The following is a 14,557-nucleotide window of genomic DNA, read 5'->3' as shown; positions in this document are numbered from 1 at the left end:
GTGTGTTTCCTTGATTGCTTGCTTGCTTTGAATGGATGGGGAATGCGGACGGGGCTCAGCGCCCCTGGAACACGGGCTTGCGCTTCTCGACGAAGGCGCGCATGCCTTCCTTGCGGTCCTCGCTGTCCACCAGCATGGCCGCGGCATAGCGCTCGTACTCGAGGCCGCTGTCCAGGTCGGTCTGCATGCCGCGGTTGACGGCCCGCTTGACGAAGCGCACCGCCAGCGGCGGCATCTCGCCGATCTGCTGCGCGAGGGCGATGGCGGCCGGCAGCAGTTCGGCGCCGGGCAGCACCTGCGTGACCAGGCCGTAGTCGAGGGCCTTGGCCGCATCGATCTGCGCGGCCGTGAACATCAGCGCCTTGGCGCGCGCCTCGCCGATCAGCCGCGGCAGCCGCTGCGTGCCGCCCGCTGCGGGAAGCACGCCGAGCTTCACTTCGGGAAGGCCCAGCCGTGCATGGTCGGCCGCCAGCCGCAGGTCGCAGCACAGCGCCAGTTCGAGGCCGCCGCCGAGCGCGACGCCGTTGATCGCCGCGAGCGTGGGCTTCTCGAATTCCTCGATGCCGCGGAACAGGTCGTGCGTCGCCTTCTGGGCGACGAAGAAGTCGGTGGCGCAGATCTGGTGGTCGGCGCGTTCCTTGATATCGGCGCCGGCGCAGAAGGCGCGCTCGCCGGCGCCGGTGACCACCACCGCGCGCACGCGCTGGTCGGCACGCGCCAGGTCGAAGAAGGCGTGGGCGAGGTCGGGCTTCATCGTGCCGCCCAGCGTGTTCATGCGGTCGGGCCGGTTGAGCGTCACGACGGCCACATGCCCCTCGACGCGGTAGGTGAGCGTCGAGAGTTCGACGAGGTCGGGGCGGTTTTTTTCTTCAGGCATGGTGTTTCCTTGCGAGTTCTTGCGCTGTCATGCCGTGGCGCGGGAGAGCACGTGCGCGATGGCCACCGACCCGAGCCCGATCATGTGGGCCATGCCCCAGCCGGCACCTGCGTGCTGCCGGTCGCCGGCCTCGCCGCGAAGCTGCCGCGTGATCTCCGCGATCTGGCCGATGCCGGTGGGGCCCAGCGGATGGCCCATGCCGATGAGGCCGCCCGATGCGTTGATCGCGCAGCGCCCGCCGATGCGCGAGTCGCCGCGCAGCAGGTATGCGGCGCCCTCGCCCTGCTCGCACACGCCGATGGCTTCGCTGTAGAGCAACTCCTCCACCGAGAAGGCGTCGTGCAGTTCCAGCAGGTCCAGCCGGCTTGCGGGAATCGCCGCCTGTTCGAGCGCCGCGCGGGCGCTGGCACGCACGAGGTCGACCGCCGCGGCGCCGTAGGAGGTCTCGGGTGTTTCGCTGCACGCGGTCGAGGCGCGCACGCGCACGCAGCGGGCAGCGTCCAGGCCCAGACGGCGCAGCGCGCGGCCCGAGACGACGATGACGGCCGCGGCGCCTTCGCCGCGCGGGCAGCATTGCTGCACGGTCAGGTCGCCCGCCACGGCCGGCGAGGCAAGCACCTGTTCGAGGGTGCGCGGCTTGCGGAACTGCGCGAAGGGGTTGCGGGCGGCGTTGCCATGGTTCTTCACCGCGACCTGCGCCATGGAGGCCGCGTCCGCACCGCGTTCGCGCAGGTAGGTGCGGGCCATCATCGCGAACTTCACGGCAGGCACGTTGGCCGTCTCGCTCAGCCGGGCGAGGCCTTCCTTGTCGGCCGCGCGCCGGGCGTCGCCGTGCTTGTCCACGCCCACCGCCAGCACCACGTCGCTGACGCCGCGCGCCACCTCCATGCACGCCTGCCGGAAAGCGAACGAGCCCGATGCCGATGCGTTCTCGACCTGCGTGACCGCGAGCCCGCTGGAGCCGAGGTGCCGCAGCATCACGCGCCCGGCCGCCATGCCGATGGAGGTGGTGCCCACGTAGGCGCTGTTCACCTGCGGCCAGGCCAGGCCCGCGTCCGCCAGCGCGGCGCGCACCGCGGTCAGGCCCAGGTGCGTGTAGGGCGTCTCGCTCGGGAACTGGTACGCGTGCATGCCGATGCCGGCCACGTACACGCCTTCGTTGTCGTCGATCCAGTTGCTCATCGCGCCGCTCCTTCAGCCGGAACGAAGCGGCAGGCGAAAGTCTCGCCGCCCGGCTGCGCCACCGCGACGGCACGCAACGCCATGCCGACATGCAGGGCCGACTCGTCGGAGCCGGCGATCACGCCCTCCTCGACGAGCCCGTCCTCGATGAGGATGTCGGCGGCGATGCGCGGCACCTCCATGCCAGCCAGCAGTGGCACGTGCAAAGTGATGTACTCCAGCAGCTTGCCGCCGCCGGGACGCGCCACTTTCTCGGCGCCCTGCAGCGGATCGCCGCAATGGCTGCAGCCGGGCACGTTGGCGGGAAAGACGAGCTTTCGGCACGCCGGACATTGCGCATAGAGGAACTCCAGCGACTCGCCGTCGGGCGCGAGCTGGTAGAGCGTCGGATGCTGTGGCTGCAGGCCACGCAGGTCAGTGGTCATAGAAACGGATTTCCCGGTTGTCGAAAAAAAGAGGAGTTGGGGGGTGCGGCGCGCGTGCTACTCCAGCCTGGCGCCGGAGTTCTGCACCACTTCGCGCCAGCGCGTCATCTCGGACTTGACGAAGGCGTCGAGCTTCTCGCCGCGCATGCCGCGCATCGGCACGCTGCCGAACTTCTCGGTGGCGGCCAGGACTTCCGGATTCACGATGACTTCCGCCATGGCGTCGGCAAGGCGCTTGACGATGGGTGCGGGCGTCTTCGACGAGACGAACATGGCGCCCCATGCGCTCGACTCGGCGCCGGGGTAGCCCAGTTCGGCGACGGTCGGCAGGTCGGGCGCGCTGCCCAGGCGCGACTTGCCGGTCACGGCCAGCGCCTTGAGCTTGCCCGACTGCACGAAGGGCAGCACCACGGCCGCGTAGTCGAAGGCCAGATCGAGGTTGCCGGCGATCAGGTCGGTCAACGCGGGGCTGCTGCCCTTGTAGGGCACGTGCGTCATCTTGATGCCCGCGGTCGTCTGGAAGAGCTCCGCCGTCAGGTGCGTGGCCGTGCCCGCGCCCGCCGAGCCGAAGTTGAGCTTGCCGGGGTTCTGTTTGGCGTACGCCACCAGTTCGGGCACCGTCTTGAACGGCTTGTTCGGGTTGATGACCAGGATCAGCGGCGACTCCGACATGCCGTGCACGGGCGTGAAGTCCTTGACCGGGTCGTAGCGCACGTTCTTGTAGAGCGCGAGGTTGGCCGCGTGCGTGCCCTGCGTGCCGTAGATCAGCGTGTAGCCGTCCGCCGGTTGGCGCACCGCGTACTCCACGCCGATGGAGCCGCCGGCACCGGGGCGGTTGTCGACGACCACCTGCTGGCCGAGCTTCTCGCCCAGCTTCAGCGCAAGCAGGCGGGAAGTGTTGTCGGTAATGCCGCCGGGTGGAAACGGCACGACGAAGGTCAGCGGCTTCGAAGGCCAGCCGTCGGCTTCGCCAGCCGCATGCACTGCAGTGGCGAGGAGGAGCGCGCTGCTGGCAGCGACGAGAGCTTTGAGGAAGGTTTTCAAGGGTTGTCTCCGGGTTTTGTGACGCTATTCGATTGCGTTTTTTCTACGAATAGACGTAGACTACTTCAACCCATCGTTGTTTGACAACCGTGTTTTCTGCCCCTTCCAGGAAATTATTCATCTGAGATCGCCGGTAAATGCATGACTCCCGTAGCTATGATCGATAACTTCTACGACCTATCGGAGGATTCATGCCAACCATCGTCCCTGCAGCCGCCCGCACGATGACCCTGCTCGAAGTCTTTGCGCGCGAAAAACGCGAGCTGTCCAACTCGGACCTGGCCCGTCTCATGGACCTGCCCGAGAGCAGCTGCTCCGACCTGCTGCACACGCTGCATGAACTGGGCTACCTGCTGCGCACCGCGCGCAGCCGGCGCTTCTATCCAACCGCGCGCCTGCTCACCGTTGCCAAGGAAATCTCCGCGAGCGACCCGCTGTACGCCGTGGGTGCCGAGGCCTGCGAGCTGCTGCGCGACCGCACCGGCGAGACTGGCCTGTGCGGCCGGCTGGAGAACGGCGTCGTGAAAGTCATCGCGCTGAGCGAAGGCCGCCACGCGCTGCGCTACATGCAGCACGTGGGCGACAAGCTCGCGCTGCACGTCTCCGCCCTCGGCAAGGCGATCCTCGCGGTCGGCACGCCCGAAGAAGCCGCGCGGCAGCTGCGGCTGAAGCCCTTGCGCGTGCTGGCCTCCGGCACGATCACCGATCTGTCCGAACTCGAGGCGCAGGTGGAACGCGCGCGCGAGCAGGGCTGGATCTGGGTCGAGAACGAAGGCAGCGAAGGTCTGACCGCGGTGGCCGTGGCCGGCCAGATCGGCGGCGAAACGCTGGCGCTGTCGATCGCCGGGCTCACCCATCGCATGCGCGACCAGCGCGAGCGCTGCCTCGAGGCGCTGCAGGAGGTCAAGGCCATCGTCTTCCGCAAGCAGGCCGCCGAAGGCGCGACGCGCGAGCAGCCGGCGACGGCAGCGGCCTCTTCTTCAACGGCTTCTTCGCCGGCCTCTTCATCTTCCCGCCGCGGCGCCAAGGCCTCGCCTCCCGCAGAGCCTTGAGCGCGGCCCACCTTCATCACCATCAAACAGGAGACAACGTGTACACCCAGACTGCAGAACAAGCCATGCTGCGCGACAGCATCCGCCGCTTCATGAAGAGCGAGGTCGCCCCCATCGTCGCGCGCCACGACCAGGAGAAGACCTTTCCCTTCGAGCTGCTCAAGCCCCTGTCGGAGTTCGGCTACCTGGGCGGAAGGCTGTCGGAAGAAGAAGGCGGCATGGGCCTGGACCAGCTCACCTGGGCGATGCTGATGGAGGAAGCGGGCTATGCCTGGCTTTCGCTGCGCACCATGCTCAACATCACCAACGCGGCCATCAACAAGCTCGCGGCCGAGGCCACGCCCGCGCAGAAGGAGCGCTTCCTCAAGCCGCTGCTGAACAACGAGCGCCGCTGCTTCAGCGCCATCAGCGAACCGGGCACGGGCTCCAACATCGCGCAGGTGCAGACCCGCGCCGACCTGCAGGGCGACCACTACGTGCTCAACGGCCGCAAGCTGTGGATCACCAACGGCGCCTTCGGCGACTTCGGCATCGTGGTGGCCCGCACCTTCAGCCCCGACTGCCAGGGCCAGCTCTCCACTTTCCTCGTCGAGCGCGACGTGTCGCCTTACGAGATGCGACGCGTCGACACGATGGTGCTGCGCAGCACCGGCACGGCCGAGCTGGGCTTCGACAACGTCAAGGTGCCGCGCGAGAACCTGCTGGGCGAGGAAGGCGGCGCGCTCAAGAAGATGCTGATCGGCCTGGACAGCGCGCGCGTGAAAATCGCCATGGGTGCCGTGGGCGCCGCGCAGTCGGCGCTCGACCTTTCCATCGACTACGCGCGCACGCGCACGCAGTTCGGCAAGCCCATCGGCAGCTTCCAGCTGGTGCAGAAGCTGATCGTCGACATGACGATCCGCGTGGAGGCCGCGCGCGCCCTGGGCCTGCGCGCCGCCGCCGCGCTCGACTCGGGCCACGACGCACGCACCGCCGCGTCCATCGCCAAGCTCTACGCCACAGAAGCCGCCCACGAGGTGGCCAGCATGGCGCTGCAGGTACACGGCGGGCTGGGCTACGCCACCGACTACCCGATCGAGCGGATCTTCCGCGACACCCGCGGCGGGACCATTCCGGAAGGCACGACCGAAGTGCAGACGCTGATCGTCGGGCGCGAGATCCTCGGCATCTCGGCCATCGCCTGAACGCCGCGGGAGTCGCACAGCATGACCCATCCGGCCTTCAGCACAGACCTGTCTCGCCTCATCAATCCGCGCGCCATCGCCCTCGTCGGCGCCTCCGAGCGTCCGCAGAGCATCGGCGGGCGCACCCTGAGCAACCTGCTCGACCATTCGCAGATCGACGGCGAGCTCTACCTGGTCAACCCCACCAAGAGCGAACTGCGCGGCCATCGCTGCTGGCCCAGCATCGCCTCGCTGCCGCAGACACCCGACGTCGCCGTGATCGCCGTGCCCGCTTCGGGCGTCATCGCGGTGATGGAGGAATGCGCGGCCCGGCGCGTGCCCTTCGCGATCATCCTCACCTCGGGCTTCGGCGAGGCCGGTGCCGAGGGCCAACGCGCCCAGGCCCGGCTCAAGGAGATCGCCGATCAGGCAGGCATGCGCATCTACGGCCCCAACTGCCCGGGCCTGACCAACGTCAACGCCCGCCTGGGCATGACCTTCTCGCCATCGTTCCCGCATGACCTGGTCAAGGGCCCGATCGGCCTGGCCACGCAGGGCGGCGGCCTGGGGCGCAACGTGATGCAGGCCATGGAGCGCGGCATCGGCATCGGCCTGTGGGCCTCCACCGGCAACGAGGTGGACCTGCAGGTGGCCGACTTCATCCACTACATGGCGACCGCGCCGGACATCAAGGTGATCGTGACCTTGCTCGAAGGCATCAAGGACGGCCCGCGCTTCCTGGCCGCGCTCCAGTGCGCGGCGGACAACGGCAAGCCGGTGATCGCGCTGAAGGTCGGCAAGTCGGAGTACGGCCAGCGCGCCGCGCAGTCGCACACCGCCTCATTGACAGGCTCGGCCGAGGTCAACAGCGCGGTGTTCCGCCAGTACGGCGTGATCGAGGTCGACGACATCGACGAACTGGTCGACACGGCCTGGCTCTTCGCGCGCGCCATGCCCGGCGAGCGCGAAGCGATCGGCGTGTACTGCTCCTCGGGCGGCACCACCGCGCTGACCGCCGATGCGGTGGGCACCGCCGGCCTCACGCTGGCCGAGTTCGCGCCCGAGACCACGGAGCTGCTTCGCAGCAAGCTGCCCGACTACGCGGCCATCAACAACCCGGTCGACACCACGGCCGCCGTGCTCAGCGACGCCGACCTCGTCGAGAGCACGCTCGGCGCGGTGGCGGCGGACCCCAACACGGGCTGCGTGGTCACGCCGATCGCGCTGGACTACGGCGAAACCACCATCCGCATGGCGCAGACCATCATCGCCGCGCAGCAGCGCGTGCGCAGCCCCATCGTGCCGATCTGGATGAGCGACCGGCTCGGCGAGGGCTACCGCATGCTGGTGGAAGCCGGCTTCGCGCCGCCGCGCTCGGTCGGCAAGGCGATCGCCGCGATCCGGCGCTGGACCGAATGGGGCCGCTGGCACCGCAGCGCGGCGGGCCGCCCGGCGCGCCGCCTTCCGGCCGCAGTGCCAGCGGCGCAGGACGAGGTGCGCAACCTCTCGGAACTGCAGGCCAAGGCCCTGCTGGAGAAGGCCGGCATCCCGCTGCTGCCCGTGGCCGTGGCGCGCACGCGTGAAGAAGCGCGCCGTATCGCCGACGGCATGGGCTATCCGGTGGTCGCGAAGATCGCGAGCCCCGACATCCTGCACAAGTCGGACATCGGCGGCGTGCGCGTCGGCATCGCCGACGGCGCGCAGCTGGCGCTGGCATGGGACGACATCATGGCCTCGGCCCGGCATCACAAGCCCGATGCGGCCATCGACGGCCTGCTGATCGAGAAGATGGCGCCGGGCGGCGGCGTGGAGCTGATGGCGGGCGTCACGCGCGATCCGGTGTTCGGGCATGTGATGACATTCGGCCTGGGCGGGGTCTACGTGGAGATCCTGCGCGACGTCACGCGCCGGCTGCTCCCGCTGAGCCCCGAGGATGCCGCTTCGATGGTGCGCGAGATGCGCTGCTTCCCCGTGCTCGACGGCGCGCGCGGCCGCCCCGTGGCCGACGTGCCCGCGCTGGAGCGGCTGCTGCTGGGTGTGTCCGAGTTCGTGACGGCGAACGCCGAGCGCATCGAGGAGATGGACCTCAACCCGATCTGGGTCGGCGCCCGGGGCGAAGGCGCCCTGCCGCTGGACGCGGTGATCGTCGAGCGAGGGGCAGCGTGAGCGCCGGCGGCCCGCTCGCGGGCGTCACCGTTCTCGACTTCAGCGAACTGCTGCCCGGCCCCTTCTTCACGCAGAACCTCGCGGAGATGGGCGCGCGCGTCATCAAGATCGAGCGCCCGCCCGGCGGCGACAACGCGCGGCGCATGGGGCCGGGCGGCTTCGAGGCGGTCAACCGGGGCAAGCTCAGCCTGCTCGCGGACCTGAAGGACGAGGCGCAGCGCGCCCGCGTGCACGAGCTCGTGGCGCAGGCCGACGTGCTGGTGGAGTCGTACCGCCCCGGCGTGATGGCGCGCCTGGGCCTGGACTACGCGAGCCTTTGCGAGCGCTTCCCGCGCCTGGTGTACGTCTCCCTCAGCGGCTACGGCCAGCAGGGGCCCTGGGCGCAGCTGCCGGGCCACGACATCAACTACCTCGCCGCGTCGGGCGCGCTCGCGGTCTCGGGCGAACCCGGCGGCCCGCCCACGCAGAACTTCGGCCTGCCGGTGGCGGACCTGTGCGGCTCGATGTATGCGCTGTCGTCCACGCTGGCGGCGCTGCTGCAGCGCGAACGCACGGGCCGGGGCCAGCACCTGGACGTGGCCCTGGCCGACTGCGTGCTGCACTGGATGAACCCACGCCTGGGCGCCTACCGCGCCGACGGCGCGGACAGCCTCGAGCGCCAGCGCGCGTCCACGCAGCTGAAGCCCGCGTACGGCAGCTTCCGCTGCCGCGACGGGCAGCACCTGAGCGTCGCGGCGCTCGAAGACCATTTCTGGGTGCGCCTGTGCGGCGTGCTCGACATGGGCGAGTTCGCGCACGAGTCCTACCGCTCGCTGGGCGCGCGCAAGAAGCAGGCACAGGCCATCAACGACCGCATCGCGCAGCAGCTTGCCACGCGCGATTCGGCCGAAGCCTTCGAGACGATGGCCCGCAACGACCTGCCCGTCGCGCCCGTGGTGTCGCCCGCAGATCTCGCTGCGCTGCCTCAGTTCGCGCAGCGCGGCCTGCTCAACGGCGCCGAGGCGCTGTCGCTGGTGCGCTTTCCGGTGCCGCTCGCGGGCGTCGATCCGTCGGCGTTGGGCGCCGCGCCCGGCCTCGACAACGCACGGCAGCTGCTGCAGTGAGCCAGCCACCGCTGCCCACGCGGCTGACGCGGCTCTTCGGCCTGGCCTATCCGATCCTCGGCGGCGGGCTGATGTGGCTCTCGGACGCGCGCTATGTGGGCGCGCTGACCAACGCAGGCTGCATGGGCTTCATCACACCGCGCTCCTTCGACGGCGAGGCCGCGCTGCGCGAGCAGCTGCGGCGTTGCAGCGAGATCACCGCAGGCCGCCCTTTCGGCGTCAACCTCACGCTGTCGGCACGCCCGCAGGCCAACGCCGGTGTGCGGGCTTCGCTGGAGACCGCGCTCGAACATGGCGTGCGGCACTTCGAGACCGCGGGCTACGCGCCCGATGCGCTGATCCGGGCGATCCACGAAGCCGGCGGCATCGTGATCCACAAGGCATCGAGCGTGCGGCATGCCCTCGCCGCCCAGGCGGCCGGCGCCGATGCGGTCGCACTGGTCGGCATGGAGGAAGGCGGGCACCCCGGCGCCAACGAGCTGCCGACCATGCTGATGGGCGCGCTGGCCACGGCGCGCGAGCAGTTCCACGTTCCGCTGGTGCTTGGCGGCGGCATAGGCCATGGCAGCCAGATCGCCGCCGCGCTCGCGCTGGGCGCCGACGGCGTGCTGATGGGAAGCCGCTTCCTCGTGAGCGACGAGGTGTCTGCCCACGCCGCCTACAAGAACCACCTGCTGGGCTGCGACGAGCACAGCACCGTGCGCCTGCTGCACACGCTGGGCAACACCTGGCGCGTGCTGCGCAACGACACCGCCGCGCAGGTCGACGCCATCGAACGCGCCGGCGCGGCGGACCACGCCGCCTTCGGCACCCTGCTCGACAGCCGCGTGGCGCGCGACCGCTGCTACGGCGACGGCGACTGGCGCGGCGGCATGCTCTCGCTCGGGCCCGCCATCGGCTTCGCCACGCGCACCGAGCCGCTGGCCGCGATCGTCGAAGACCTCATCCGCCAGGCACGCGCTGCCGTGGCGCACCTGAACGAATCCACCGCACCGCAATGACCCAAGCACTTCCCTTCCTCGACCGCCTGGCCCTTCCCCTCATCGCCGCACCCATGCTGCGGGTCTCGGGCATCGACTGGGTGTCCGCCGTCTGCGCGGCGGGCGTGATCGGCGCCTTCCCGACGGCCAACTGCCAGACGCTCGAGGAATTCGACGCCTGGCTCACGCGCCTGGACGAAGAGGCAGCCGCCGCGCCCGGCACCACGGCGCCCTACTGCCCCAACCTCATCATGCGGCGCGACCCCGCGCGCGTGATGGCCGAGGTCGAGCTGATCACGCGGCACCGCGCGCAGATCGTCATCACCAGCGTGGGCTCGCCCGCCGCGGTGGTGCCGCGCCTGCACGAAGGCGGCTGCCGCGTGTTCGCCGACGTGGCCTCGCTGCACCATGCGGTGCGTGCCATCGAGTCGGGCGTGGACGGCCTCGTGCTGCTTACCGCGGGCGCGGGCGGCCACACCGGCTGGGCGAATCCCTTCGCCTTCGTACGCGCGGTGCGCGGCGTGTTCGACGGCCCCATCGTGCTGGCAGGCGGACTGTCGGACGGTGTGGCCCTGCGCGCCGCGAAGGAGCTCGGCTGCGACCTCGGCATCATGGGCACCCGCTTCATCGCCACGCAGGAGAGCCTGGCGAGCGACGAGTACCGGCGCATGCTGGTCGACAGCTCGATCGACGACGTGCTCCTCACCCGCGGCTTCACCGGCCTGCCCGCCAGTTTCCTGGCGCCCTCGGCACGGCGGCTGGGCATCGACATCTCGACGCTCGACGAAAGCATCTCGGTGGAAGAAGCGAGAAGACGCTACGGCGGCGGCGCCAATGCGGCGCCCAGCCAGCGCTGGACGGACATCTGGAGCGCGGGCCACTCGGTGTCGGGCGTACGCGCCGTGCCGACGGTCGCCGAACTGGTGGATGCGCTCGTTCAGGAATACCGCGGCGGCGCGGTCACCGAATCGCGCTCCACGTAGCGCAGCCCGACGCGCGCCTTGCGCTGCGGCAGGCCGTTGTCGGCGATCCGCGTGAGCAGCAGGTCGACAAGGCAGCGCGCGGTCTCGGCCTGGTCGATGTCGAGCACGCTCACCGCGGGGTCGTGCTCGGCCGCGAAAGGCGTGTCGCCGATGGCGACCACCGAGATGTCGCGCGGCACCTGGAGCCCGCGCGCGGCGACGGCGCGCAGCGCGCTGTTGAGCATGTGCGTGCCCTGCACGATCAGCGCGGTCGGCCGGTCGGGTCGCGCAAGCAGCTCCGTGACTTCCGCCTTGACCGAGGCCGTGACGCTGCGCGCCTGCACCAGCAGGTCGGGCACCGGCAGGCCCGCGGCCTGGAACGCGGTGCGAAAGCCCTGCACGCGGCGGCGCACCGGCCGCGTGTCGCCCTGCCAGAGCACGAGGGCGATGTCGCGGTGCCCCAGGCCCAGCAGGTGCTCGACCACGCGCCGCACGCCGCCCGCGTGGTCGATGAGCACGGCGTCGTGGGCGCCGCTGACCTCGCGGTCGAACACGACGGCCGGCATCGGCAGCACGCGCAGCGCCTCCACCAGCGCCGCGTTGCGCTCGTTGCCGGGCGCGAGGATCACGCCGTCCATGCCGCGCTGCGTGAACGTTCCCAATGCCTTCGTCTCACGATCGACGTCGTTGGCGCCGTTGGCCAGCAGCAGCAGGTAGTCGTGGCGCAGGAACTCGTCTTCCAGCGCGCGGAACACCTGCGCATACAGCGGGTTCGAGATGTCGGGCAGCAGGCACCCGACGGTGCGGCTGAGCCTCGAGCGCAGCACGCGCGCCGCGTGGTTGGGCCGGTAGCCCAGCGCCGCAGCCGCCTGGTTGACCTTCTCCTGCGTGGCCGCCGAGGCGCCGGCGCCGTTCATCGCGCGCGATGCGCTGCCCAGCGAGACGCCCGCCAGGCGCGCCACGTCGCGCAGATCGATCTTCTGTTTTCCTGCATTCATTCGGATGGAGATTCCCTTGCGAGCAAGGAGACGGGGACTGGGACGGGGTGAATCTTAGGTGACAGCGGGCAAGGGTTTCCACCATTTCGGAAACGTTTCCAAAATCAAACCATGAACGCATTGAAAGACGAAGAAGGAGACGTTCATGCCCTCGCAAGCCATCCAGCCCGAGCAGCAGCTTTTCGCCGAAGCGCTCGGCGACCTCCGACCCTCCGCGCACCGCCTCGCGCAGCGGCGCATCCTGGTGGTGGGCGCAGGCCAGCGCGACATCGACGACCCCGATCCGCCCGTGGGCAACGGCCGGGCGATCTCGCTGCTGTTCGCGCACGAGGGCGCGACGCTGACCTGCGTCGACATCAACCCCGCCTCGCTGCAGCAGACCTGCGAGCTGGTGCGCGCATCGGGCGCGACGGTCCACGCCGAGGTGGCCGACGTCTCGCAGCCCGAGGCCGCCGCATCGACGGTGGAGCGCGCGGTGCAGAAGATGGGCGGCCTCGACGGCCTCGTGATGGTGGTGGGCGTGGCCAGCGGGCTGTCGCTGGACAACCAGACCGCCGAGGCCTGGGACCGAGAGCACGCCACCAACGTGCGCTCGTGCATGCTGTTCGGGCAGCAGGCGCTGCGGCACATGGCGCCCGGCGGCTCCATCGTGCTGCTGTCGTCGATCGCGGCGCTGCGCAACTCCAGCTTCAACCCGGCCTACGAGACGACCAAGGCGGCGCAGGTGTCGCTCGCCCGCTCCATCGCGATGGCGGGTCAGGCCAGGGGCGTGCGCTGCAACAGCATCCTGCCCGGCCTGATGGACACGCCCATCGGCCGCGCGGCGACGCGCCGCAGGTCCGACCGCCTCGCGATGCCGCTGCCCTTCGGCCGCCAGGGAACCGGCTGGGAAGTGGCCTATGCGGCCCTGTTCCTGATGTCGCACGAAGCCTCCTACGTGAACGGCCACGCGCTGGTCGTCGATGGCGGCCTGACCGGCGGCATCGCCGCGCCGCGCGCCTCGGCCTGAGCAAGACCATGCAGCCGCTTCAGAGACGCCGATTCCTCCAGGCAGCCGCCTGCACGGTCGCGGCGCCGCACCTGGGCGCCGCGATGGCGGCGCGCGACGATGCCTACCCCAGCCACCCCATACGCCTGATCGTCGGCTTTCCGGCGGGCGGCTCGGCCGACCAGTCCTCGCGGCGCCTGGCCGAACAACTGGGCCGCCAGCTGGGCCAGCCGGTGATCGTCGACAACCGTCCGGGCGCCTCCGGAAACATCGCGGCCGCGGCAGCAGCGCGCAGTGCGCCCGACGGCTACACGCTCTTCTACGGCAGCAACGCGACCCACGCGATGAACGTCAGCCTCTATCCGAAGCTGGACTACGACCCGGTGAAGGACTTCGCGCCCATCGCGCTCGAAGGCAAGGTCTACAACGTGCTGTGCGTCAACCCGGCCTTCGAGGCGCGCGACCTCAAGAGCTTTCTGGCCATGGCCATGGCCAGGGCCAAGCCCGAGCGCATCGCCGTCGCCACGCCCGGCAACGCCACCAGCGGCCATCTTTCGCTGGTGCTGCTCAACCGCGCGGCCAAGGTGCAGCTCGCACACATCCCGTACAAGGGCAGCGCTCCGGCGCTTACAGACGTGCTCGGTGGGCAGGTGCCAGCGATCTTCGACAACGTGGCGGGCAACCTCGCCTACATCCGCAGCGAGAAGATCCGCCCGCTGGCCGTCACCTCGCGCGCCCGGCTGCCCCTGCTGCCGCAGGTGCCGACCTTCGAGGAACTGGGACTGCCGGACTGCGAGATCGCGGCCTGGGGCGGACTGTGGGCGCCCAGCGGCACGCCGCCGCCCGTCATCGACAGGCTCAACCAGGAAGTGAACCGCGCGCTGCAGACCGCGGCGGTGGCCGATCGCATGCGCGAACTGACGATCGAGCCACAGGGCGGCACGCCCCAGGCGCTGGCCGACTTCGCGCGCAGCGAAACCCTCCGGTGGCGCGAGGTGATCCGCGCCGCCGCCATCCGACTCGACTGAAAGAACCATGGCCCGCATCCCCTACTTCGACCTCGCCGAGGCGCCCGCCGAACTCCACGCACTGCTGGGCGGGCGCCCTCCACTCAACATCTACCGCATGGTGGCTCACGGCGGCGCCACCGCGCAGGGCTTCCTGGCCCTGGGCTCCAGCATCCTGCGGAACGCCTCGCTGCCGGTGTCGCTGCGCGAGCTGGTGATCCTGCGCGTGGGCGCGCTGTGCGGCTCCAGCTACGAGGTGACACAGCACCGCCGCGTGGCCGCGCAGGCCGGCGTGCCAGCCACCCAGGTCGAGGCGGTGCTCGACCATCCGCAGGGCAGCGTCGACAGGGCCCCGTTCAGCGAACTCGAATGCCGCGTGCTCGACTTCACCGATGCCGTGGTGCGCCAGGTCAAGGCGCCGCGCGAGATGTTCGATGCGCTGGCCGCCGAGCTGCCGCACCAGCAGCTGATGGAGGTCGTGATGACCATCGGCTACTACATGCTGGTGTGCCGCGTGCTCGAGAACTTCGAGGTCGACCTGGAAGGCAGCGACGTGCTCGCGGGCCACGCCCCGTGGGCCGAGATCCTCAGGCAGAACTGATCCGGTAGA

At 70.2% G+C, this 14,557-nt stretch carries 14 protein-coding genes; 9 read left to right on the top strand and 5 right to left on the bottom strand.

What is annotated here, in order from left to right; all coding sequences use genetic code 11:
- Positions 1–55 precede the first annotated feature (55 nt).
- The 4 genes from ABL843_RS09325 to ABL843_RS09310 are packed head-to-tail and all read right to left on the bottom strand — an operon-like array spanning position 56 to position 3,528.
- Positions 56–877 carry an enoyl-CoA hydratase/isomerase family protein gene (locus tag ABL843_RS09325; RefSeq protein WP_418119663.1) on the bottom strand — a complete coding sequence of 274 codons (822 nt, stop codon included), beginning with the start codon at positions 875–877 and terminating at the stop codon, positions 56–58.
- Between the two features lie 27 nt (positions 878–904).
- A complete protein-coding gene (locus ABL843_RS09320; protein WP_418119662.1) occupies positions 905–2,059 on the bottom strand; it encodes a thiolase family protein in 1,155 nt (384 codons plus the stop codon).
- Positions 2,056–2,484, bottom strand: coding sequence for a Zn-ribbon domain-containing OB-fold protein (locus tag ABL843_RS09315; protein ID WP_418119661.1), 429 nt, complete (start codon positions 2,482–2,484; stop codon positions 2,056–2,058). The genes ABL843_RS09320 and ABL843_RS09315 overlap by 4 nt, the downstream gene beginning before the upstream one ends.
- Positions 2,485–2,541: 57 nt before the next feature.
- On the bottom strand, positions 2,542–3,528 hold the full coding sequence (locus ABL843_RS09310; RefSeq protein ID WP_184635847.1) for a Bug family tripartite tricarboxylate transporter substrate binding protein: 987 nt from the start codon (positions 3,526–3,528) through the stop codon (positions 2,542–2,544).
- A gap of 191 nt (positions 3,529–3,719) precedes the next feature.
- Here ABL843_RS09310 and ABL843_RS09305 point away from each other — a divergent pair, with 191 nt between their 5' ends.
- The 6 genes from ABL843_RS09305 (at position 3,720) to ABL843_RS09280 (ending at position 10,975) form a co-directional block, all read left to right on the top strand.
- Positions 3,720–4,580, top strand: coding sequence for an IclR family transcriptional regulator (locus ABL843_RS09305; protein WP_418119660.1), 861 nt, complete (start codon positions 3,720–3,722; stop codon positions 4,578–4,580).
- Positions 4,581–4,645: 65 nt separating this feature from the next.
- A complete protein-coding gene (locus tag ABL843_RS09300; RefSeq protein WP_418120455.1) occupies positions 4,646–5,764 on the top strand; it encodes an acyl-CoA dehydrogenase family protein in 1,119 nt (372 codons plus the stop codon).
- A 21-nt stretch (positions 5,765–5,785) separates the two neighbouring features.
- A complete protein-coding gene (locus tag ABL843_RS09295) occupies positions 5,786–7,909 on the top strand; it encodes an acetate--CoA ligase family protein (RefSeq protein WP_418119659.1) in 2,124 nt (707 codons plus the stop codon).
- Positions 7,906–9,012 carry a CaiB/BaiF CoA transferase family protein gene (locus tag ABL843_RS09290; RefSeq protein WP_418119658.1) on the top strand — a complete coding sequence of 369 codons (1,107 nt, stop codon included), beginning with the start codon at positions 7,906–7,908 and terminating at the stop codon, positions 9,010–9,012. Before ABL843_RS09295 ends, ABL843_RS09290 begins: the two co-directional genes overlap by 4 nt.
- Complete coding sequence (locus ABL843_RS09285; protein ID WP_418119657.1) at positions 9,009–10,013, top strand: NAD(P)H-dependent flavin oxidoreductase; 1,005 nt, start codon at positions 9,009–9,011, stop codon at positions 10,011–10,013. The genes ABL843_RS09290 and ABL843_RS09285 overlap by 4 nt, the downstream gene beginning before the upstream one ends.
- The gene (locus ABL843_RS09280; protein WP_418119656.1) at positions 10,010–10,975 is read left to right on the top strand and encodes an NAD(P)H-dependent flavin oxidoreductase; all 966 of its coding nucleotides are present in this window, start codon (positions 10,010–10,012) and stop codon (positions 10,973–10,975) included. The genes ABL843_RS09285 and ABL843_RS09280 overlap by 4 nt, the downstream gene beginning before the upstream one ends.
- Here the strand turns inward: ABL843_RS09280 and ABL843_RS09275 are convergent.
- Entirely contained in the window at positions 10,930–11,952 is a 1,023-nt protein-coding gene (locus tag ABL843_RS09275; protein ID WP_418119655.1) for a substrate-binding domain-containing protein, read from the bottom strand. The genes ABL843_RS09280 and ABL843_RS09275 overlap by 46 nt on opposite strands.
- A 145-nt stretch (positions 11,953–12,097) precedes the next feature.
- Here ABL843_RS09275 and ABL843_RS09270 point away from each other — a divergent pair, with 145 nt between their 5' ends.
- From ABL843_RS09270 to ABL843_RS09260, 3 genes are read left to right on the top strand one after another with little or no spacing between them, the layout of a single operon-like run.
- On the top strand, positions 12,098–12,961 hold the full coding sequence (locus ABL843_RS09270) for an SDR family NAD(P)-dependent oxidoreductase (protein WP_418119654.1): 864 nt from the start codon (positions 12,098–12,100) through the stop codon (positions 12,959–12,961).
- Positions 12,962–12,969: 8 nt separating this feature from the next.
- Complete coding sequence (locus tag ABL843_RS09265; RefSeq protein WP_418119653.1) at positions 12,970–13,968, top strand: Bug family tripartite tricarboxylate transporter substrate binding protein; 999 nt, start codon at positions 12,970–12,972, stop codon at positions 13,966–13,968.
- Between the two features lie 7 nt (positions 13,969–13,975).
- Positions 13,976–14,548, top strand: a complete 573-nt coding sequence (locus ABL843_RS09260) for a carboxymuconolactone decarboxylase family protein (RefSeq protein WP_418119652.1) — start codon at positions 13,976–13,978, stop codon at positions 14,546–14,548.
- Positions 14,549–14,557: the final 9 nt, after the last annotated feature.

Origin of the sequence: Variovorax sp. 350MFTsu5.1 (assembly GCF_048302515.1) — a bacterium.
In the GTDB taxonomy this organism is placed as follows: Bacteria; Pseudomonadota; Gammaproteobacteria; order Burkholderiales; family Burkholderiaceae_C; genus Variovorax; species Variovorax guangxiensis.
This window is presented reverse-complemented; position numbering and strand designations above follow the sequence as displayed.